Origin of the sequence: Paraburkholderia sp. BL25I1N1 (assembly GCF_003002025.1) — a bacterium.
Classification (GTDB): domain Bacteria; phylum Pseudomonadota; class Gammaproteobacteria; order Burkholderiales; family Burkholderiaceae; genus Paraburkholderia.
In genome coordinates, this window is the sequence record NZ_PVZB01000006.1 from 229,989 (window position 1) to 251,405 (window position 21,417).

A 21,417-nucleotide genomic window follows, 5' to 3' on the forward strand; every position below is an offset into this window, starting at 1 on the left:
CCCGACATGAAAAACACACTGAAGGGTTTCGGCGCGGCGTTGTGCGTGGCACTGCCGTTGTTCGCGCAAACTCCGGCGCGAGCGGCGGATCAGGCGTTGGTGCAACGCGGCGCTTATCTGGCGAAGGTCGGCGATTGCGTTGCCTGTCATACGGCGCCGAAGGGCAAGCCCTTCGCGGGCGGCCTGCCGATGACCACGCCGATGGGCCAGATCTACACCACCAACATCACGCCGGACCCGCAGACCGGCATTGGCGGCTATACGGAAGAGGACTTCGCGCGGGCGATGCGCGAAGGCGTCGCGAAAGACGGCCACAACCTCTATCCGGCGATGCCGTATCCGTCGTACGCCAAGGTCAACGACGACGACATGAAAGCGCTGTACGCGTATTTCATGAGCGGCGTGGCGCCGGTGCAGCAGGCGAATCGCGAGCCGGACATCAAGTGGCCGTTGAACATGCGCTGGCCGCTGAAGTTCTGGAACATGGTGTTCCTGGATAAAGGCGTCTATCAGGACAAGCCGGGCAAGGACGTCGCGTGGAATCGCGGCGCGTATCTGATTCAGGGGCTCGGGCACTGCGGGTCGTGCCATACGCCGCGCGGCGTCGCGTTCCAGGAAAAGGCGCTGGATGAAAGCGGCAGCGCGTTCCTGACCGGCGGCGTGCTCGACGGCTGGTTCGCGGCGAACCTCACTGGCGAGCAGAACGTCGGTCTGGGCCGCTGGAACGATCAGGACTTGCAGGCGTTTCTGAAGACCGGCGCGAATCGCCATGCCTCCGCATTCGGTTCGATGACCAGCGTGATCAACAACAGCACGCAGGGCATGAACGATACGGATATCGCTGCGATGTCGACGTATCTGAAGTCGCTGCCGCCGTCAGGGGGCAACGGTGCGCCGCCTTATAAGTACGATCCGCAGGCGACGAAGGTGTCGTTGAACCGTCCCGCGAACGATGCCGGCGCGCGCGTCTATACGGCGTATTGCATGCACTGCCACGGTGTCGATGGACGCGGCTTCACACCGATGCTCGCGCCGTTGTCCGGCAATCCGAACGTGCTGGAGAAGGATCCGTCGTCGCTGATCAACGTGACGTTGAACGGCACCGAGGACCTGGTGATCGGCGGCATTCCCGCGCCGTATCCGATGCCGAAGTACGCGCCGGTGCTCAACGACCAGCAGATCGCGGATGTGCTCACTTTCGTGCGGGCCGGATGGAACAACGGCGCGCCGGCGGTGACGGCGGACGACGTGGCGAAGCTGCGCAAGTCGACGCACGCGGCTCGGTAATTCTGCGGGGCTGGCGATAAAAAACGGCGACAGCCAGTGGCCAGTGGCGCGCGTGGGAATCGCGAGGCGACGTGGAGGGTGCAGTATTTGCTGCACGAGCTGGCGCGCGACCCGCACGCATATGATGCGCAAGTATCGTGCGGCTTTTGCTGAAGGGCGGGGTGTTGCATGGGACAAGGGTGGGACGTTCAATCAACACTACGCCATTCCGGTCACCGACGTGGCATCGTGGATCAAGGCAAACCCTACTTCGGGCCGCAGCGAGTAATCGGGAGTCCGACCGTCCAGGCAAACGGCATCCACGACAGCTTCCCCGAACACAAAGCCCGACCCCGGCGATGGGGAAGGGCTCCCCCCCCGTATTCCGTACTGACTTCCACCGAATTCTGCTCGGCGAAGTCGGCGTGTGAAAGCAATGCAGCAGGTGGCCGAAGTTGCTTGTCAGCGGTCGTTTTTGCAGAGAATCTGTCGCTGCGGATAAGCCGTCGTTCAGCCTGCCATCCCGGGTCGTTTCTGCGCGAGAAGTCGCAGCGACGCATGGTGCGCGCGCTGGGTAAACCGAAGACCGCCGCATGCTCACCAGGCACCTCGTGCGCGAAACGCCATGCCGTCGACGCAGACCGCGAGGCCCGGCGCCATGGAACGACTCACTGTCAGATCCGCGCGTAGATCGAACTGCCGATCGTCAGCGAAGTTGCCGTGGTCGACGCGAAACGGATCTCATAGAGGTCGCGTCCAAAATTGCCCGGCACCTTGATCGACATGCCGCCGAGCGTATCGCTCACTGGCACGATCAGTTGATAGCGAAGATCTTCGTTGCCGTACAGCACGTAGCCCGGGAGTTCGGCGAGTGTCGTGACGAACACACGATGTTGCCGTTGACCATCGCGATCGAGATCGCGGCGACGGGATTCGACGGATCGCTGACGGCCTGCTGGATCATCTGTTGACCGAGCGCATGGTCTGCTGATAGGGCGCCGATTGGATGTCGCCGTTGCCGCAGCCGGGCAGGACCGCCGCGAGCATCCCGGCGCCGGTGTAGCCGAGAAATTGCCGCCGGCCTACGCTGAAAAGAACCTCGTTATTGCGATCGCACTTGGTCACGGCATTCCCTTTTCTCTGGTTATCAGGATCTGCAAAAAGCGCGTTTCTTCAGCTACGGTGCCGCCAACATGGCAGTGACGATCTTCTTCATCCCAGCATTCTATATGGCACGCCTTCAACTTGACAAAGCTCCTTGGTGCGAGAGAGCCATACTGAACATTCCCTCTCCGCACCCGGTAACGGAGCGCATGCGCAGTCACGGTGCCGTGATTATTTCTGTCGAGTTTCGTCGTTGAACTCGACGTCCTCGACCACGTTGTCGATATCCACGCGTTGTCCCGCGCGCACGTGCACCTGTTGCTCGCGCGTTTGCTGTGCGCGCATTGCTTGCTCGCGAAGCTGTTTGCGCAGATCGCGCGTTTTCCACCAGACAAAACCGCCGATCAAAATGCCTGCTCCAAGCACCACCGCCAACATCACAAGCGAAACGGCGAACCCCACGACTAGTAGGGCAGCGCCTGTCACCACGGCTAGTACCTTCGCCAATAGACTCGGCGGACCAGGACGCATAGTTGCGCCATTCTGCTTGAGCCTTTCCTGATGCTTGTCGAATTGCATCGCATCTCCAATCGCGGTTTCAAGGGTGAAGTGCAACCGCGAGATAAATGTTTAAAGGTTTGAGCCGGATTTGCTGATACGACGGTTGTGCGTTTGAACAAAGCCGTCCTGTTATCGCTCAGTATGCGCCGAAGATCCGGTCGAGCGCCGCGAGGATGGTCTCACGTCGATCTGAGAGGAACCGATGCAATTGCCGAGAGCGGCCAGGGGAACCGCGCTCATGCCACAGTTCAGCAGCTAGTCAATTTGACATAATATAAATTATCAACAGTTGTAGTGTCAGTGTAGAGTTCCGATGTCCGCATCCCAGAGTCCGAATCTTGCCGCGCGCCGGTCTTCCGGCACCGGAGGCTGCGACGACTTCAGATAACGGACGGTCGCACACGGCGAAGAAAAACAGTTCATAGTTTTGATTCGCCTCGAGCCCGGTTCGCGCGGCGGTAGCCCATGCCTTCGCAGCCCGCGCCGCCATCTGACCTAGCTCGCTATCGTTTCTCCAATCGGGACACCAGGTCCTCATGTCGAGAATGACCCCCAACGCGATGAGCCGCCGGCATCTACTGACGCTGATCGGCAGGAACCTCGGCGCTGCCGCCATGATGCAAGGTATGGGCACGCTCGGGTTCGCCGCTGCCTCCACCTATGCTGGACCGATCCGGCTCGATGGCGCGCCCAAAGGAACGCGCATTCTTGTGCTCGGCGCGGGCATGGCCGGCCTCGTCGCGGCCTTTGAGTTGAGGAGCGCGGGCTACCACGTACAGGTGCTCGAATACAACGACCGCGCGGGTGGCCGGGCCTGGACTGTCAGGGGTGGCGATCGTTATACAGAACTTGGCGGTGCCACCCAGTACTGCGATTTCGCTGACGGTCTTTATCTGAACCCGGGGCCCTGGCGCATTCCGTATCATCACCAGGGTGTACTCGACTACGCAAGGCGCCTGAAGGTGCCGCTCGAGCCGTTTATCCAGGTCAACTACAACGCCTACCTGCATTCGACAGAGGCCTTCGCTGGCCAACCCCAGCGATTCCGCGCGGTGCAGACCGACTATCAAGGCTATATTGCCGAGTTGCTTTCCAAAGCGATCCGCAAAGACGCACTCGACGATGCGCTGTCAGCCGACGATGCGCAACTGCTACTCGAATCCTTGCGCCAATGGGGTGCGCTCGGTCGGGATGGTCGCTACCAGATGGGCGACCGAAGCAGCGAACGCCGTGGATTCGAGACCGCCTATGGCGGTGGGCTGATGCCCGAGGCCGTGCCATCGAATCTACTGCCGCGCGAACCGTTGCTTGCATCGCGCTTGTGGCAATGGCTGTCTTCGGGCAACGAGCTGGACTATCAGAGCACCCTCTTCCAGCCCGTCGGCGGCATGGACCGGATTGCCCATGCGCTTCATTCGCAGGTCGCGAGCGCCGTGGTGTTCAACGCCAGAGTCTCGGGCATCCAGCAGGACGAGCACGGTGTCACCGTGCGCTATACCGATACGACCACCCGGACCGAACGGAACGCGCACGCGGACTGGCTCGTGTGCACCATTCCGCTCTCGATCCTGAGTCAGATCGACATTGCGGTTGGCCCGGACATGCGCGCCGCAATCGATGCCGTACCTTACGAGACATCGGTGAAAATCGGCTTGCAATTCGGCCGGCGCTTCTGGGAGGAAGACGAGCAGATCTACGGCGGTATCACGCACACCGACCTGCCGATCTCGACGATCGGCTATCCGGCAACAGGTTACGGTTCGAGCGGTCCTGCGGTGCTGCTTGGCGCCTACATGTGGGGGCCCGCCAGCTATGAGATGGATGCGCTGCCGCCCGCCGAACGGATCGCCGTGGCATTGAGCCAGGGTAGCCAGATTCATCCGCAGTACGCGCGTGAGTACCAGAACGGCTTCGCGATGAGCTGGAGCCGGTCACCGTTTACGAATGGCTGTTTCGCTGCCTGGACGGATGCGTTGAGACAGGTGCATTACGCGAATCTCTGTCAGATCGACGGACGGATCGTCCTCGCCGGCGAGCACGCTTCCCATATTCCGGCATGGCAGGAAGGCGCCGTGCTGTCGTCACTGGATGCGATCACCCGATTGCATCGGAGAATCGTCAATGGATAGGCCAAAGCTGATTCTCGGCGTGATGCTGATCGCCTTGTCGATGGGCGCCGCGACGATACCGGCTCAGGCGGTGGCGCAGGACGCGACGCGCACCTTCACGATTTCGCCGGGCTACCGCTTCACTGAAAAAAGCGGCGAAGCGCTTTACAACGCCAGTTGCGCGGGATGCCATATGCCGGACGGAAAAGGCGCACAGGGCGCGGGTCACTTCCCCGCGCTCGCTGACAACCCGGCAGTCGAAGCCGCACCCTACGTCATCATCAACGTACTCCACGGGCGAAAGTCGATGCCTTCGTTTGGCGACGAGATGGATGACGATCAGGTCGCTGCTGTCGTCAACTACACGAGAACCCATTTCGGCAATCGGTTTTCCGGAGGTGTCACGCCGAGCCAGGTTCGAAGTTTGCGCTGAGTTGACATGGCAGCGATATGGATGCGTGGTCTCCTTTGCGCACCCTCCTCCATCTGGCCATCACCTCCCGCGAGCCGACTGAACCTGAACGGGCGATAACGCCCAACCCCGTGCCATACTTGCGGATCTCCCTGCCACCTTGACGACCGTGATGATCGCCACTTCCGCGTCCATCGGCTTCAACTTCAACCCGCTCGACCGCCACTCCGACAAGCGGGACGACCATGCCTTCATCGAGCATCTACGCAACCATCCGGCCGCGCGCTTTCTCGTCTTCCATGGCGACGTCCCTTTGCTTAAGCGAGGCAGCGAGTATGACCCGTGGTTCGCCGCCGGCGAAACCACCGCCTTCGGCGAGCCGCTTCATCGTATTTTCCTGGGCGAAGAAAGCGACGGCAGCGGACGTTTTGCGCTCGGCTTCGCGCCTGCGGACCCGGAGCCTGACAGCGGGCATGAACACATCGACCTTCGCTCGCTAGCGCTGCAAGACCTCGTCGCTGCTGGAGCCCTCGGCGTTCTGGCTGAGGCCAAGTCGATGCTCGACTGGCATCGCCGCCATGGCTTCTGCGCGAACTGCGGCTCCGCAAGCCGCGTCACCAACGCCGGCTGGCAACGCACCTGCGATGTTTGCGGCGCGCGCCATTTCCCACGGGTGGATCCAGTCGTGATCATGCTGGTGATAGACGGCGAACGGTGTCTGCTCGGCCGCCAGCGGCATTTCGGCAAGGGCATGTACTCGGCGCTTGCCGGTTTCGTCGAACCGGGCGAGACCGCCGAAGACGCCGTGCGCCGCGAAGTAATGGAGGAGGCCGGCGTGACATGTGCGCAGGTTGTCTACTTTGCGTCGCAGCCGTGGCCGTTTCCCTCATCGCTGATGATCGGGTGCTTTGCGCAAGCGAGCGACACGGACATCGTCATCGATACGATAGAACTCGAAGACGCCCGCTGGTTCTCCCGCCAGGAGGTCGCGGCGATGCTGGCGGGAACGCATGCCGACAGACTGTCGGCGCCCAAGCCATTCGCCATTGCCCATCATTTGCTGCAGGCGTACGTCGAGAAGGGTGATTCGGTATTGATCGGCTGAGCCGTCAATCCGCACCGCCGCTACACGCGCCGCGATACGCCCTTCTGCTTCACGCGCGGATTCCCATCGGGCGCCCATCTGCAGTGGAAGTTCGGAAAGCGTGTGACGCGCTAGAGCAAGCACAGCCGGCGACATGTCGGCCGCGGCTATCGACGCGCAATTGACGCGCGATTGACGGATATCGAGTGAGCGCCAGGAAATCCGGCGCATTGATTGGGATATGCTAATCTCGGTCGCCTAGCTCAACTTTATTACAAAATAATGAACAGCTTCGATTTGTCTATCGAAACATATCTGTCCAACCTACACTTCGGCCATCTCGCGACGCGATCCATTGCAAGTATCGCCGACCTTTACACATTCAAAGGCCTCGTACTCATTCCCGTGCTTTGGTGGATGTGGTTTCAGCACGACGAGCGCCGCGAATGGCGACGAGAAATGGTTCTTGCGACGCTTTTCAGCGGCCTCGCGGCGCTCGTCGTCGGAAGACTGCTGACTCACTGGTTGCCGTTCAGGGTCCGCCCCGTCTACAACGCCGAACTGCATCTGCAATTTGCAGGTAGCGATCTCAACGACGCACTGCTGAGCAACTGGAGTTCCTTCCCCAGCGACCACGCGATGCTATGGATGGCGGTCGCCACCGGCATCTTCCTCGTGTCGCGTCGCATCGGCGTGCTGGCGATTCTCTATACGGCGCTGTTCATTTGCCTTCCGCGCGCCTATCTCGGCTTTCACTACCCGACCGATTTGCTCGTGGGCGCCGCTGTGGGCATCGTCATTGCCTATGTCATGACGCGAGACGCCATCCGCGCGCGCTACGCCACGCCGGCGCTGCGATGGATCGAATGCCACCCGGCGCCTTCAGGGATGCTGGCCTTCGTTCTGTGCCTCGAACTCGTTACGCAGTTCGACGAACTGCGCACACTGGCGAGCAGTGTAGTCAGAAATTTATAAACCACGCGTGGCGCTGAAAGTGTCGGTGTGGCGTGTCCAGCGCCTTCTCGCGCATGAGCGGGCGGAAAAAGCCTTGTTTTTGGCGGAACCGGTTCAGTGATCGGCGGCCGGGTGTGCAAGTATCGTTGCCAAGGCGCACACCCACCCGTTTGCGAGGTTCAGGATGGTTTGGAGACTCTGGAAAACCGAGAAGCGGCAAGATGGGACGCAAAGCTGGCCCAGCGATACGAATCAGTCGATCAAACAGCTTCTGGGCATGTACCTGAGCAGCGATGCCGCACCGTTCGCAGGGTGGGCCGCGCCCGGCATCACATTCACGCCAGATGTCGAACCGGTCCTGCGAAACGGAGTCCGGGGATATCAGCTCGCCCTCTGGTTCTGGCTCTTTGCCGAGAAGCATGGCACGATCGCGGCACGCATGGTGCGTGAGTCGTTCTGTCTGTTCGCTGAGGAAGCGCAACCGTCATCCGGTGAGAGGATCGATGCCCTCCTCGACTTCGAAAATCGCCTTGCGCATTCTATCGAGGGGATTTCCTCCGGGGAGCGTACGTTCCGGCTGGAGAGCCTGCCGGTCGAGCTGCCGATGGAATTCTTTCTGGCCACGGGTTTCCTCCGGCTTGCACCGGAGTCCCCTTATGCCGGAGAAAATGAGAGCGCCAGTCTGCAAGGCAACGACTACAAGCTCGCTGACTGCTTTCGCCATACAACGGAGGAGGCGTTGGCGGTCTTCCGGGCGATGATCGACAAAGTCGAATTTGACGCAAAATCGCTATCCAACTGGAAATGGAGCGCCCATCCGGGCGCTGCCGAACGACATCTGCAACGACGCCACGGCAATCCCCTGTTTCCCTTGCACCGCCAGATGGTGACGGCGCATGACGTCTATGAAGCACGTCTTGCCGACACCCAGGCCCTTCACGAAATCAGCAACGAGCTCGGTGAGCTCAACCACTCGTTCGCGCAGACGACCGAACTGCCGCTGAACTGGCAATCTTTCCTCGACGGGTATCGGGACTACGTCGACCGCCTCGATGAACGCCGCCTCGCGGCGGGTGGGCAGAACGCACCGCTCGGTGACGCAATTGCCAGACTGCGCACCGACATCCTCACGACCTGGCGCACTTCCCTTCACAGAAGCCGCCATAGCCTCGCCGCGCTGGACCAGGAAGAAGCGCAAAGGGCCGAGCGACGCGCGCTTCTGTACGGATGCGACTGGACCGCACAGCTTCTCAGTAACGGTTCGCTGATACCGCCGGAAGAGGTCGTCCCCGCCCTTCTGAGTGAGTCCCCGTCTGAGCTGGAAAAGGTGGTGACCGCCCTTCAGGCGGAGCCCCGGCTGCATGACACGCTCGTGCATTGCCGTGCAACCGCGCATCGACTTGACAACGAAGCACGCTCGGGCGGCCGCAATATTCCCGACATAGCCGGCAAGCTCCGTATTCTCGACGGTCCGCCCGAACAGGTGCCGCCCTGAACTCGCCGCCGGCCGAAAATCCCTGGATTAGCCGAGCGAGCACCATCAGGCGTTGAGGTCGGCCATCGAATCACGCGGAGCGGCGAGCCGTCTGCATAGGATGCCTGAGGTTTCCGATCGCCATGCCGAACACCCGAACAACCTCCGTTCAAGACGGCGTCGAGAACGGCTACGCGCTTTGCGCCGCCGTCGATCAAAGATCCAACGTCACATTCGCGTCGCCGGCCACCGGATGCGCCATGCAAACCAGCGCCGCGCCGGCTTCGATTTGCGCCTCCACTTCGCCGTCGTACTTGACCTGGCCCGACAACAAACGCGTCGAACATGTCCCGCACATACCCGACCTGCAACTCGACGGCGCGTCGATACCGTGCGCTTCGGCAAATTCAAGCAGGCTGCCGTCGCGCGGCAGCCATTGAATAGTGCGCCCGGAGCGCGCAAAGGTCACTTGCACCGCGCCCGCGTCTTGTGCCGACCTGTCCACCGGCATCGGCTCACTCTTGATGGCAAGCACACGCTTGACGCTCGCCGGACCGAACGCCTCGAAACGAATCCGTTCGTCGGCGACATCCAGTCCGCGCAGACCTTCATACAGGTCACGCATGAACTGCTCGGGGCCGCACAGATAGAAGTCGTAGTCATCGAAAGGAAGCGCACGCTTTAACGCGTCGATGCTCACACGCCCGGCCGACACACCTGGGGCGACCTGATCGGCGGCGCTATCGAAAAGATGCAGGGAAAGCGCGGCGTTGTGCGCGGCAAGCTCTTTCAATTGCGCGCTGAACGCACGTTCGCGATCGCTACGCGCACCGTGAAAGAAGAACACCCGCTTCGCTTGCGCGGCCTCCGTGCGTGACGCTGTCAACGCATGCCGAAGCATCGCCATCATCGGCGTGATGCCGATGCCCGCCGAGATAAACACAGCAGGCCGCGGGCTGTCGTCATCGAAGACGAAAGCACCGCGCGGCTTCATCGCTTCGATCTGCGCTCCGGCAACGAGATGCTCATGCAGCCATCGCGAAGCCACGCCTTCGCGCTTCACGCTGATTCGATACCGCTGCGCATCGTGCGCATCGGACAGCGTGTAGGTCCGCGACAAAGGCCTGGTGGAGTCCGCCACCGGCACGCGGATCGGCAGAAACTGCCCCGGCTTGTACGACGGCAACGGCGTCCCGTCGACCGATTCAAAATAGAAGGAACGGATCGACGCAGTCTCCTCGACCACCGCCGCGACCTTCAGCTTGTGCCACGGCGATACGGTCACCGGCTTTTGCACCGCCGCCGCGAACTGCGGCGCGTACTCGACGTCCGACCAGCGAAACGGCAGCGCGCTCCGGCTGCGCCGCACTTCCTGTATGTGAAAACGAACCAGACGTTGCGCGCCTTCGAAGGCAGCCAGCTGCGCGCCGTCCCATACGATTTCCGCGCGCGCCGCGATATACAGCAGACCGCCGCTCGCAAAGTCGATGAACAGCAGCCCGGCGCGCGGATCATGGATCAGATTGCCAATCGTGTTGAAGAAGTTGTTGCCGACGAAGTCCGGCGTGGTCAGCGTGTGCTCATCGTCGACACGCACAAATCCCGGTGCGCCGCCGCGATGCGAAACGTCGACGCCGCGCGCGAGACCCGCGTCCTCAGCAAGGTTTGCGCTTGCGATGAAAAACGTATCCGCCCGCGCCAGGAATGCGCGGTCGGCATCGCTGAGTTGCGTCGCAATTTCCGGCGGCACGGAAGGTTCCGACGCACTCTGCTCCACCCACGTCGGTGTACGGCTCTGGATGTACTTGTTGCAGTTGCCGAAACTCTGACGAACCTCGAGCGTCAACGCCGCCCCGTCCGCCGACGTCACCATGCCGTTGATCCGGTTGCGCCGGCGAGTCTGCGGCTGCAGCCCGAGACCGCCGATCATCGAACCCTTCTGCCAGCTATCCGCGAGCGGATCGCCGGCTAAAGCACCGCCCTCTATGCGCAACGTCTTCGCATCCGGCGACGACACAAAGCCCGGCAGCCCGGCGCGCACCGTCGCCCACGGCTGCCCGTGCGCGTCGACGCCGCCCAACACCATGAAGGGCTGCTCGGAGTAAAACTTGCGATGCTGGTCCGGCATGTAGCGCCGGATCCCCCGGCGTCCCGACGCCTCCGCCACGCTTCTCACGCCCACGCGCTGCTGGGCGGCGAGCTCGGCGGCATGAAACGGCGAGGTGTCTACGCCCCAGCCATTCAGAGGGATAACGGTGGACATGACCGGACTCCGGTGTTGTAAAGGATCAGCCGTTCATTCGGCGAGCAGCCCCGCTTTTGTCGAAGGCATCGCGACGAACCGCGGCAACGCCTCGACGCGGCGCAGCCACGCACGAATGTTCGGATAGGGGTCGAGCGACACGCCGCCTTCCGGCGCGTGGGCGATGTAGGTGTGCGCGGCGATATCCGCTATCGTCACCCGATTGCCTGCCGCGAACGGCTTGTCCGCCAGTTCCCGGTCGAGCACGTCGAACAGCTTCACGGCCAGCTTCTTCGCGGTCTCGTGATCGTGAGGCGCACGAAACACGGTGACGAGCCGCGCCGTGCACGGCCCATACGCGATCTGACCGGCGGCGAGCGACAGCCAGCGCTGCACAGCCGCCGCGGCGAGCGGGTCATCCGGCAACCAGGAGGCGTCGCCATAGCGCTTGGCCAGGTACACCAGAATCGCGTTCGAATCGGACAGGGTGATGTCGCCGTCCTGAATCGTCGGCACCTGGCCGAACGGGTTGAGCGCCAGATAGTCGGGCTTGCGGTTGTCGCCGGCCTTCATGTCCAGTTCGACCACTTCAAACGGCAGATCCAGCAAGGTCAAAAACAGCTTCACCCGATGGCCGTGGCCGGAAAGCAGGGTCGTATAGAGGCGGATCGGCTGGGCGGGTCGGGCAACGGGCATGACAGGTTCCGGAAAGGTGAAGGGATGAAGCGAGCATAATCCGCACGCACCCCTTTGCAGAAGCCTGATAATCCGGGAAACACAGTCAATCGAAGATGGACAATCCACCATGGCCGATGTACGCGACGTAAACCTGAACCGGCTGGCGATCTTCGTCGCGGTCGTCGAGGCGGGCTCGCTAACCGCCGCGGCAGCGCGTCTGGGCCTCGCCAAGACAATGGTCAGCACGCACATGCAGCGGCTCGAAGCGGAAGTGGGCGCGAGCCTGCTGGTGCGCACGACGCGGCGGCTCGGTTTGACCGAGCCCGGCCGCGCATTCTACGAAGCGAGCGTGAAAATCCTCCGCGCCACGGAAGACGCGCTGGCGGCGATCGGCGGCGAAACGGCGCCCGTGCGCGGCACGTTGCGCGTGAGCTCGCCAATCGATTACGGTTCGCTTGCGGTCGCGCCGGTATTAGTGGAATTGCGCCGCACGCATCCGCAACTCAATGTCGAGTTGCTGTGCACCGATCGTTATGTGGATCTGATCGCGGACGGCATCGACGTCGCGATCCGCCTGGGCCGGCTTGCCGATTCCAATTTCCGCGCGGTGAAACTCGGCAGCTTCGTCAAATGGATCGTGGCGAGCCCGGATTTCGTCGACATCTGGGGGCAACCGCAAACACCCGCCGAACTGTCGGCAATGCCCTTCTGCGCGTTGACGGTGCTGCCGCGTCCGTTGACGCTCGACCTGCAGCGCAACGATGGCAAAGGCGATGGCGACGCTGAAAGCGTGCGCTGCGAAAACGCGTTACTGGTGAACACCGCCGACGCCTGCCGCGCAGCCACCCTCGCCGGCGGCGGCTTCGGCCTGCTGACGGACTTCTCGATCGGCGGCGATATCGCTGCGGGTCGGCTGGTTCGCCTGCTGCCGGAATGGGCGACCGAGCCCGCAAGTATTCAAGCTATCTTTCCGCCCACGAGTCATCCTCCGCCCAAAGTGCGGGCGCTAATCGAGACGTTCAAGAAGCAGCTTGAGCGCGCAGCGTAATGGCACAGTTGGTGTCCCGTGAACCGGGACACCTTCGAGCCTTCGCGTGTCGACGCGTCAGAACGAATGCCGCATGCCGATCCGCACATCGCTCTGCGTGTTCGACGTGGACGGCGTGAAGCTGTAGCCGATCACCGCATTCACGCCATCCGACGCGCGCAGATAATCGCCGGAGACGTAGACGTCCGTGCGTTTGGACAGCAGGTAATGCAGTCCGAGCGAGCCCTGGTTCCAGTGATTGCCTTCGAACCGCGTGTGCTGATAGCCGCCGTACAACATCAACGCGGGCGTGAAGGTGTACGAGGCGCCCGCCTCATAGACCTGCATATGCGAGGTCTCGCCGAGTCCCTTGATGGTCGTGTAGGTAAAGTTGCCGCTCAACATGACCTTGCCGATCGTATAGGCCGCGCCGACTGCGAACGCCCCCTGCTTGTCGACCGGAAACGGCGACGAGCTGTATAGATCCGTCACCGCGCCGGTCGCCGGATCGACAGACACGGTCGGCTTGCCGAGGAACGTGCGTGTGCCGATCATCGCGTACGGGTCGAATGCATAGATGCCGTTCGGATTGTTCAACTGCGTATAGGCCGCGCCCATGTTGAACGCGCTGTGCTCGTAACGCGCGCCCACGCTCCACGCGCTCTTGTTGTGGAAGTCACCGGCGGTATTGCCGAACGAATACATGCCACCGAACGAGAAGCCGGCATAGTCGTTGGAGAGGAACTTGATCGAATTCGGCAGCCGGTCGCCGTTCATCCGGTCGAAGTCGCCCTGATGGATCGCGTAGCCGCTCGCCCACGCCGAGATGTTGTAGAGGTAGACGAATTCCTCCGTCATGTCGAGCTGATTACCCAGCGAGAGTTGCCCCCAGTTGTTCTTCAGGCCCACATAAGCCTGACGTCCGAACTCGGCGCCGCCGAATGCGAGTTGCCCGTTGCCCACATGAAAACCCGATTCGAGCACGAACACCGCCTGCAAGCCGCCGCCGAGATCCTCGACGCCCTTGAAGCCGATCCGGTTGCCGTATGAAATACCGTCATCGAATTTAAACTGGTGAGCCCCGCCGGCATTGTTCACGTAGGTAATGCCGGCGTCCAGAATGCCGTAAAGTGTGACGCTGCTTTGTGCATGGGCAGCCGTCGGCGCGAATACTGCGCTTGCCGCGATAGCGAGTCCCGAAAGGCTGGCGGCATTTCTCTTCTTCATTTAATTCTCCCCTGCTCTTTGCCTGCGTATTTCGTTGGATAAAGCGATCCCTGCTGCGTGTTGTTGTCCAACGCGCGGCGCTTCTCGCATGACGGGCAGTTCAGAAACCGGCTGAGACGGTGTGAAACGAATTGGAGCTATCTACATGCATGCAATAGCCACTCACGTCCGCATTGCCGGATCAAGAATACGGGTCCAGATTTACGAAGATTCGACCGGATGCGACATAAATCTGTCGCACCGCGACCTCATCGTTAGGAATGCGGCTGTTATTTCACGCCGAGTGCGGTTTGCACCGCTTGCAGGCCATTGGCGCCGCTCGCGGTGTTCACGCCGTCGAGCCACGACTTCAATAATTCGGGGTGACGCTTGAGTGCTTCCGTGGCGGCGACATCCACGCCTGTTTTCTTTTCGAGTACTTCGGTGATCACGCCGTTTTCCAGATCGACGTTGAAGGTGAGTTGTTTGAAAAGCCGCCCGACATTCGGACACTGCGTGGCATAGCCGCTGCGCGCGACCGTATTGACCGTGGCGCCGCCGTAGTTGGGCCCGAAGTACTTGTCCCCGCCGTCAAGGTACGTGAGCTTGAACTTCGTGTTCATCAAATGCGGCTCCCATGCGAGAAAGACAATCCACTTCTTCTCGCGCACCGCGCGCTCCACCTGCGTGAGCATGCCGGTCTCGCTCGATTCGACAAGCTTCCAGTTGCCGAGTCCGAACGCCTTGTCATCGACCATTTTCTTGATGTTCTGATTGGCCGGTGCGCCAGGCTCGATGCCATATATCTTGCTGTCGAACTTGTCGGCATTCTTCGCCAGGTCCGCGAAAGAATGAATGCCGGCGGCGGCCACATAGTCGGGCACGGCCAGCGTGAACTTGGCGTTGCTCAGATTCGGATGCACGACCTCGATCGACTTTTCTTCTTCGAACGGTTTGACGACGGGCGCCTGCGCCGGCATCCAGTTGCCGAGGAACACGTCGATCTGCCCTTTCTTCAGGCCTTGATACGTGATCGGCACCGACAGGTTGGCCACGTTCTGCTTATAGCCGAGCGCCTTCAACAATACACCGGTCATTGCATTGGTCGCGTCGATGTCGGTCCATCCGGGCCCGGCCATGTTGACCTGCGTGCACGACTGCGGCTCGGCGGCCGAGGCGAAAGTGGCTGCCGCGCACAGCAGCGCAACGCCGGTGACCGCCTGTCTGAAGAGCTTTTTCATTATGTCGGCTTCCTGTTCGTGGGGTGAATTGGATCGTGAGCAGCGTGCGGATCAACGGGCGATGGCGGGAAAGCGCGCCATCGCTTCGAGCGTATCGAGGTCGATGTGATTGCGCATATATCGCTGGCTCGCATCGACGCGCGGTTGCCAGTCCCAGGACGCGACCGTGCCTTGCGTAGTTGACGCGAAGTGAAAATGGCGGCGCCGCTGGCTCTGCAGCACTTCGTTGTGCAGCGCGGCGAGGTCCCAGCGTTGCGCGATGTCCTCACGAAATGCCGCGACTTGCGATGCATATTCGCTGCGCGCGGCAAGGTTTTCGCGTTCCAGCGGATCGGCTGAGACGTCATAGAGTTGATCGGGATCGGCCGGCGTATGAATGAACTTGAACGGCCCACGCCGCAGCATCACAATTGGCGCAATCGCGCCCTCGGCCAGGTATTCGCCAGTGGCTTCATCATGGCCGCCTTGCCTGCCCAGCAGATGCGGCACGAGGGATTGTCCATCGAGCGAATCGGGCCACACGGCCGGTTGCTCGCCGCGCGCCAGTTCGACCAGTGTCGGCACCAGATCGAGATGCGAGACAGAGGCCTTCACGCGATGCGCGTCGAATTGCTGCGGCGCATGCACGATCAACGGCACGCGGCAACCGCCTTCGAAGAAAGTCATCTTGTACCAGAGGCCGCGCTCGCCGAGCATCTCGCCGTGATCGGACGTCACGACGATCACCGTATCTTGCGCGAGCCCGGCCTGGTCGAGCGCTTCGAGGATCGCGCCGAACTGGTCGTCGACGTAGGAGATCGCGCCATAGTAAGCGCGGCGCGCGTTGCGGATCTGCTGATCGGTAGGCGGGGTGCGATCTGCCTCATACACATGGCGCAGACGCTTCGAGTGCGGGTCCGCGTGTTCGAACGAATCGCGAAACGCGGGCATGTCGATATCTTCGTCACCATACATATCCCAGTACTTTTGCGGAATCGCGTACGGGTCGTGCGGATGCGTGAGCGAGGCGACCATGCAGAACGGCCGTGCATCCTTGCCCGCATGACGTTCGCGCGCGATATCGAAGAGTTTCTGACGGGTGGTGAATGTGACCTCGTCATCGAAGTCGAGTTGATTGGTGCGCACGCACGGACCCGCGTCGATTACCGAACTCATGTTGTGATACCACGTGGGACGTGCTTCGAAGTGGTCCCAGTCGGGTGTCCAGCCGAAATCGGCGGGATAGATGTCGGTGGTGAGCCGTTCTTCAAAGCCATGCAACTGATCGGCGCCGCAGAAATGCATCTTGCCCGACAGAATGGTTCGATATCCTTCAGCGCGAAGATAGTGCGCGAATGTCAGCGTTTGCGACGGAAATTCCGCTGCGTTGTCGTAAGCTCCGATGGCGGACGGCAGCTTGCCCGACAAAAAAGAAAATCGCGAAGGCGCGCACAACGGACTCGCGCAATAGGCCGATTCGAATACCACGCCCTGCTGCGCGAGGCGATCGAGATTGGGCGTCTTCATCAAACGGTGTCCGTATGCGGCCAGCGCGAACGGCGTCATCTGGTCGGCCATCAGAATAAGAATATTCTTTTTGCTGTCAAGCATAAGTGCGCGCCTCGAATAGAATCGCATGTGTCGATGCGGATGCCGTGATGGATGCAACGGCGAGCGGGCTGCCAGCATGCCGGGCCCGCCATGAGCACCACTATTGCCGTCCAATTCGCGGCTGTGAAGACGGCAATTCGTTATGTGCCTATAAGAGGGTGTTATGTCGAGACAGGACCGCTTGCCGCCTATGCAGGCGTTGACGATGTTCGAGTCCGCCGCGCGTCTGGCCAGCTTCACGGCGGCCGCGCGCGAACTGGGTTCAACCCAGCCCGCGGTGAGTCAACGCGTCGTGCAGCTAGAGGAAGCGCTGGGCGCGCCGCTGTTCGAGCGCGGCCATCGCGGCGTCACGCTCACCGAAGACGGCGAACGGCTCTTCGAAGCGGTGCGCCATGCGCTGGACACGATTCGCCTCGCCACCAGCGAAATCCGCGCGCGGCGCACGCCGCAAACGCTCACCCTCTCCACCGACTTCGGCTTCGCCACCTATTGGCTGATGCCGCGTCTATCGCAGTTCAAGGCGCTCATGCCGGACGTCGACGTGAAGATCATTACGTCGCAAAGCGTGTTCGATCCGTCGCACGATCAGGCGGACATCGCCATTGCGTTCGGCGACGAACACGCGGACTGGACCGCGCGAGGCGTGGTCAAGCTGTTTCCCGAGCGCGTCACGCCGGTGTGCAGCCCGGCATTTCTCGCGGCGCACCCGTCACTGCACGCGCCCGCTGATCTGCTGAATCTGCCGCTCCTGCATCTCGAGCCGACCCAGCCGGCGCGCTGGCTGTCATGGGCCGACTGGTTCGGCGCGCACGAACTCGATGCGCCCGCCGCGCATCGCGGCATCACGTTCAACAGCTTTACGCTCGTCGCCCATGCGGCGATCATGGGCCAGGGCGTTGCGCTGGGCTGGGCGCCGCTGGTCGACGAACTGCTTGCCACCGGGCAACTCGTCGAACTGTTCGACCCGCCGGTCGTCACGCAGCGCGGCTATCTGCTCGTCACGCAGCGCGCGGCGACACCCGTGGTCAGCGCGTTTCGCCACTGGCTGCTCGGCGAATGCGGGCTCGACGCGGAATAAGCGCTGCGCGGCGGCCTGACGCTCCCGTTCCAGCGCGACGGCGGTTAGCTTCTATCCGCGTACCCGCCTGATTTGCTCTACTGCGATGATGCATGCCGCGCCCCGCGGCATCGTCCTATTGTCCAAGTGGAGTGCGCATGTCCGTCGATTCCCGTCCCGATCAGCTGGTTCTCACGGTCGCCTGTCCGAGCGCGGCGGGCCAGGTTGCCGCTGTCGTCGGCTTTCTCGACCGGCATCATTGCTATATCGACGAACTGACCGTTTTCGACGACGACCTCAGCGAGCGCTTTTTCGTGCGCTGCGTCTTTCATGGCGTCGACACTCAGGAGACGCTGCACGCCACGGCGCTCAGGCGCGAATTCGAGCCGATCGCCGAGCGTTTCCGCATGACGTGGGCAATGCATGACGTCGGCACGCGCCCGAAGGTGCTGATCATGGTGTCGAAACTCGAACACTGTCTTGCCGATCTGCTGTTCCGCTGGCGCATGGGCGAGCTGAAGATGGACATTGTCGGCATCGGTTCGAATCATCGCGATCTCGAACCGTTGGCGCAGCAGCACGGCCTGCCCTTCCACCATCTGCCGATCACCGCCGACACGAAGCCGCAACAGGAAGCGCGTTTGCTCGATCTGTTCGAGACTTCGGGTGCCGAACTGATGATTCTCGCGCGCTACATGCAGATTCTCTCCGGCGAAACGAGCCGTGCATTGGCCGCGCGAGCGATCAATATCCATCATTCGTTTCTGCCCGGCTTCAAGGGCGCCAAGCCGTATCACCAGGCGCATACACGCGGCGTCAAACTGATCGGCGCGACCGCGCATTTCGTCACCGACGATCTGGACGAAGGTCCGATCATCGAACAGGTGGTGGAGCGCGTGGATCATTCGTATAGCCCGGAGCGTCTGCTTGCCACGGGGCGCGACGTCGAATGCATTACGCTTGCGCGGGCCGTCAAGGCGTTTATCGAACGGCGCGTGTTTATCAACGGCGATCGGACTGTTGTCCTGCAGTAAACGAAAAGAACGCCGCTAGAAGCGGCGTTCACGTTTTTTCAGGCGTTGCCGCTTCATCAAGGCGGCAACGCTTTCGTACGAGTGTGCCCGGCAGTGCCCGGCAGAATCACTTCACCCAGCTATCCACCCGGTCACCATGCGCACTGATCCATGCATCCGCCGCGGCGGTCGGCTTCTCGCCGTTCTGCGTCGCCAGCATCACGCTGTCGATCTCGCCCGGCTTCCACTGGAACTTCTTGAGGAACGCGACGACCGGCGGCGCCTTCTTCTCGAGTTCAGGATTCACGACGCTATCCACGTGCTCCGCTTCGCCGAACACCTTCTTCGGGTCGTCCAGGAATTTGAGCTTGTACTTCGCGAACATCCAGTGCGGCTTCCAGCCCGTCACGATAATCGGCTTGCTCGCCGCTTCCGAGCGCGCCAGTTCAGCGGTCATCGCGCTGCCTGAACTCGGCATCAACTGGTAGTCGAGTCCGTAGGCCTTGATCGCCTCGCTGGTTTTCTGCATCACGCCCGCGCCGGCGTCGATCCCGACGATGCGTGAGCCAAACTCCGCCTTCTTGGCTTCCAGATCGCTCAGGCTCTTCACGTCGACGTTATCCGGCACGATCAGACCGATCTTCGCGTCGTTGAAGTTCGGCCCGAGGTCGACCACCTTGTCCTTGAAGTTGTTCCAGTACGCGCCGTGCGTGACCGGCAGCCACGCCGACAGCGTCGCGTCGAGGTCGCCGCGCGCCACGCCCTGCCACATCACGCCGGCCGCGACCGGCACGAGTGTGACCTGATAGCCGAGGCGCTTTTCGATCACGCGCGCGGCCACGTTCGAGGTCGCGACGCTATCGTCCCAGCCTTCCACGTAACCGATCTTGATGGTCGGCTTGCTATCGGCCGACACGCTCACGCTGCTTGCCGCCAGCGCCGCGCTCATGGCGCTCAACACGAATATCTTTTTGATCAGTCTCATCGCCGTTCTCCCTTTGCCGTCAAAACAACCCAATGAGCATTTAGAATCGCCAGCCAGAATTACCGGGTAGCGTTGTTTTCCGACATGCAGTTGTCCGCACGCGACTTCGCGCCATTGGACCCATCTTCTTCTCGTCTTACTTATCCACGACAAGATCGCTCAACGGCTTGCTGCAGCACAGCAGCACCATGCCCTGATCGATCTCACGCTGGCGAATCCCACCGGCGTGTTTCATCGCGACTTCACCCGACACCAGCTTGACCTTGCAGGTGCCGCACATGCCCTGTGTACACGACGCCGGCAACCTCACGCCCGCTTTCTTCGCCGCGTCGAGCACGTGCTGGCCGCTGCCGCATTCGATCTCGCGGTTGCTTTTGGCGAAACTCACCTTGAAGCGGATTTCTGTTTCGATGGAAACGGGTGCGGGCGCAAATCCAGGCGCCTCCTCGCGCGCCTCGACGAAGCTGTCCGCGCTCACCGGTGCTCCAACGCTCTGCAATGCGTCCGCGACATGCGCGGTGGTCAATTGCGCGGCCACTTCACTGACCGTCTCGAAGGAAAAACTTTCCTCGTGATAATGGCCGCGATCGAACCCGCCTTCATCCAGCAGATTGCGCACGGCTTGCATATACGGCGCGGGTCCGCAGGTGAAAATCTCGCGTTCCAGATAATCCGGCGCGATGAGCTTGAGCAACGGCAAGGTCAGAAAGCCAGTGACGCCTGGCCAGTTCGTGCGTGCGCCAACCCGCTCGCAAACGAACGCCGTCCGAAAATGGGCCTGATTCGACGCGATCAGATCGAGTTCGCGCGCGAAGATGATGTCGTCCGGCGTGCGGGCGCTATGCACGAACACGATGTCGCTGTCTTCACCGAGTTCGTGATGCGCGCGGCTCATCGACATCAACGGCGTGATCCCCGAACCGGCGGATAGAAACAGGAACTTGCGCGCCGGATGCCGCGCGCAGGTGAACTCGCCCGACGGCCCGAGCACGCGAATCTCCGCGCCCGCGTGCAGATTGTCGTGCAGCCAGTTGGAGACCTTGCCGCCCGGCACGCGCTTCACCGTGATCGAGATCGTGTGAGGACGAGTGGGGGGTGACGAAATCGTATAGCAACGGTTGCTCGATTCACCGTCGATCTCCAATTCCAGCGTAATGAACTGCCCCGGCTCGAACACAAACGCCCGCCCGGACGGCGCGCGGAAGAAAAAGCTCTTCACGTCGTGCGTTTCCTGACGAACCTGGCAGCACACCAGCGTGTCGTCGGTATCGCTATTCCAGCGTGGCGGCAACGTCTCCCAGAACCGCGGCTGCGTGACGCGGCTCGCAGCGTGATCTGAAGCCGGTTCGGGGCTCAGTTGAAACGTCGCCTGATCGCGCATCATTGTTTTCTCCGACTCCTGGTTGCAGCGTCGC

General features: G+C 61.7%; 19 protein-coding genes and 1 pseudogene. 10 read left to right on the plus strand and 10 right to left on the minus strand.

The genetic code is table 11. From position 1 onward, the window contains the following. Positions 1-6 precede the first annotated feature (6 nt). Together B0G73_RS11595 and B0G73_RS41180 are read left to right on the plus strand one after the other, a co-directional pair. Positions 7-1,287 (plus strand): cytochrome c, encoded by a 1,281-nt coding sequence (locus tag B0G73_RS11595; protein ID WP_106280790.1) that lies wholly within the window; start codon positions 7-9, stop codon positions 1,285-1,287. Between the two features lie 72 nt (positions 1,288-1,359). Beyond that, positions 1,360-1,555, plus strand: a pseudogene (locus B0G73_RS41180) (aromatic alcohol reductase); the annotation flags it as partial. A 385-nt stretch (positions 1,556-1,940) separates the two neighbouring features. Here B0G73_RS41180 and B0G73_RS11605 read toward each other — a convergent pair. The 3 genes from B0G73_RS11605 to B0G73_RS11610 all read right to left on the minus strand — a co-directional run bounded on the left by B0G73_RS11605 (position 1,941) and on the right by B0G73_RS11610 (position 2,949). Further along, complete coding sequence (locus tag B0G73_RS11605) at positions 1,941-2,153, minus strand: hypothetical protein (protein WP_258193275.1); 213 nt, start codon at positions 2,151-2,153, stop codon at positions 1,941-1,943. A 73-nt stretch (positions 2,154-2,226) separates the two neighbouring features. Next, positions 2,227-2,391 (minus strand): twin-arginine translocation signal domain-containing protein, encoded by a 165-nt coding sequence (locus B0G73_RS40005; protein ID WP_146144170.1) that lies wholly within the window; start codon positions 2,389-2,391, stop codon positions 2,227-2,229. A gap of 210 nt (positions 2,392-2,601) precedes the next feature. Next, a complete protein-coding gene (locus B0G73_RS11610; RefSeq protein WP_106280792.1) occupies positions 2,602-2,949 on the minus strand; it encodes a hypothetical protein in 348 nt (115 codons plus the stop codon). Between the two features lie 518 nt (positions 2,950-3,467). Between B0G73_RS11610 and B0G73_RS11615 the strand changes: the two genes are divergently transcribed. The 5 genes from B0G73_RS11615 to B0G73_RS11635 all read left to right on the plus strand — a co-directional run bounded on the left by B0G73_RS11615 (position 3,468) and on the right by B0G73_RS11635 (position 8,984). Beyond that, complete coding sequence (locus tag B0G73_RS11615; protein ID WP_219907271.1) at positions 3,468-5,060, plus strand: flavin monoamine oxidase family protein; 1,593 nt, start codon at positions 3,468-3,470, stop codon at positions 5,058-5,060. Continuing rightward, the gene (locus B0G73_RS11620; protein ID WP_106280795.1) at positions 5,053-5,472 is read left to right on the plus strand and encodes a cytochrome c; all 420 of its coding nucleotides are present in this window, start codon (positions 5,053-5,055) and stop codon (positions 5,470-5,472) included. The genes B0G73_RS11615 and B0G73_RS11620 overlap by 8 nt, the downstream gene beginning before the upstream one ends. 151 nt (positions 5,473-5,623) lie before the next feature. After that, positions 5,624-6,556, plus strand: coding sequence for an NAD(+) diphosphatase (gene nudC / locus B0G73_RS11625; RefSeq protein WP_106280797.1), 933 nt, complete (start codon positions 5,624-5,626; stop codon positions 6,554-6,556). A 261-nt stretch (positions 6,557-6,817) separates the two neighbouring features. After that, positions 6,818-7,510: a phosphatase PAP2 family protein gene (locus B0G73_RS11630; RefSeq protein ID WP_106280799.1), complete on the plus strand. Its 693-nt coding sequence runs from the start codon at positions 6,818-6,820 to the stop codon at positions 7,508-7,510. Between the two features lie 163 nt (positions 7,511-7,673). Continuing rightward, positions 7,674-8,984, plus strand: coding sequence for a tryptophan leader peptide (locus tag B0G73_RS11635; RefSeq protein ID WP_106280801.1), 1,311 nt, complete (start codon positions 7,674-7,676; stop codon positions 8,982-8,984). A 193-nt stretch (positions 8,985-9,177) separates the two neighbouring features. Here B0G73_RS11635 and B0G73_RS11640 read toward each other — a convergent pair whose 3' ends face one another. Beyond that, a complete protein-coding gene (locus B0G73_RS11640) occupies positions 9,178-11,226 on the minus strand; it encodes a pyridoxamine 5'-phosphate oxidase family protein (protein ID WP_106280803.1) in 2,049 nt (682 codons plus the stop codon). Between the two features lie 33 nt (positions 11,227-11,259). After that, complete coding sequence (locus B0G73_RS11645) at positions 11,260-11,901, minus strand: glutathione S-transferase family protein (protein WP_106280805.1); 642 nt, start codon at positions 11,899-11,901, stop codon at positions 11,260-11,262. A gap of 109 nt (positions 11,902-12,010) precedes the next feature. Between B0G73_RS11645 and B0G73_RS11650 the strand changes: the two genes are divergently transcribed. Further along, positions 12,011-12,931: a LysR family transcriptional regulator gene (locus tag B0G73_RS11650; RefSeq protein ID WP_106280807.1), complete on the plus strand. Its 921-nt coding sequence runs from the start codon at positions 12,011-12,013 to the stop codon at positions 12,929-12,931. A 57-nt stretch (positions 12,932-12,988) separates the two neighbouring features. Here the strand turns inward: B0G73_RS11650 and B0G73_RS11655 are convergent, their stop codons facing one another. The 3 genes from B0G73_RS11655 to betC form a co-directional block, all read right to left on the minus strand. Continuing rightward, a complete protein-coding gene (locus B0G73_RS11655) occupies positions 12,989-14,137 on the minus strand; it encodes a porin (protein ID WP_106280809.1) in 1,149 nt (382 codons plus the stop codon). Between the two features lie 269 nt (positions 14,138-14,406). Beyond that, complete coding sequence (locus B0G73_RS11660; protein ID WP_106280811.1) at positions 14,407-15,357, minus strand: choline ABC transporter substrate-binding protein; 951 nt, start codon at positions 15,355-15,357, stop codon at positions 14,407-14,409. 51 nt (positions 15,358-15,408) lie between these two features. Next, the gene (betC, locus tag B0G73_RS11665; protein WP_106280812.1) at positions 15,409-16,947 is read right to left on the minus strand and encodes a choline-sulfatase; all 1,539 of its coding nucleotides are present in this window, start codon (positions 16,945-16,947) and stop codon (positions 15,409-15,411) included. Between the two features lie 163 nt (positions 16,948-17,110). On the opposite strand from betC, the gene B0G73_RS11670 reads away from it, so the two are divergent. Next, positions 17,111-18,025, plus strand: a complete 915-nt coding sequence (locus B0G73_RS11670) for a choline sulfate utilization transcriptional regulator (protein WP_106280814.1) — start codon at positions 17,111-17,113, stop codon at positions 18,023-18,025. A 137-nt stretch (positions 18,026-18,162) separates the two neighbouring features. Further along, positions 18,163-19,038, plus strand: coding sequence for a formyltetrahydrofolate deformylase (gene purU, locus B0G73_RS11675; protein ID WP_106280816.1), 876 nt, complete (start codon positions 18,163-18,165; stop codon positions 19,036-19,038). Between the two features lie 106 nt (positions 19,039-19,144). On the opposite strand, the gene B0G73_RS11680 is transcribed toward purU, so the two are convergent. Together B0G73_RS11680 and B0G73_RS11685 are read right to left on the minus strand one after the other, a co-directional pair. Then, entirely contained in the window at positions 19,145-20,002 is an 858-nt protein-coding gene (locus B0G73_RS11680) for a glycine betaine ABC transporter substrate-binding protein (RefSeq protein ID WP_106280818.1), read from the minus strand. A 136-nt stretch (positions 20,003-20,138) separates the two neighbouring features. After that, positions 20,139-21,386 (minus strand): hybrid-cluster NAD(P)-dependent oxidoreductase, encoded by a 1,248-nt coding sequence (locus B0G73_RS11685; protein WP_106280820.1) that lies wholly within the window; start codon positions 21,384-21,386, stop codon positions 20,139-20,141. Positions 21,387-21,417: the final 31 nt, after the last annotated feature.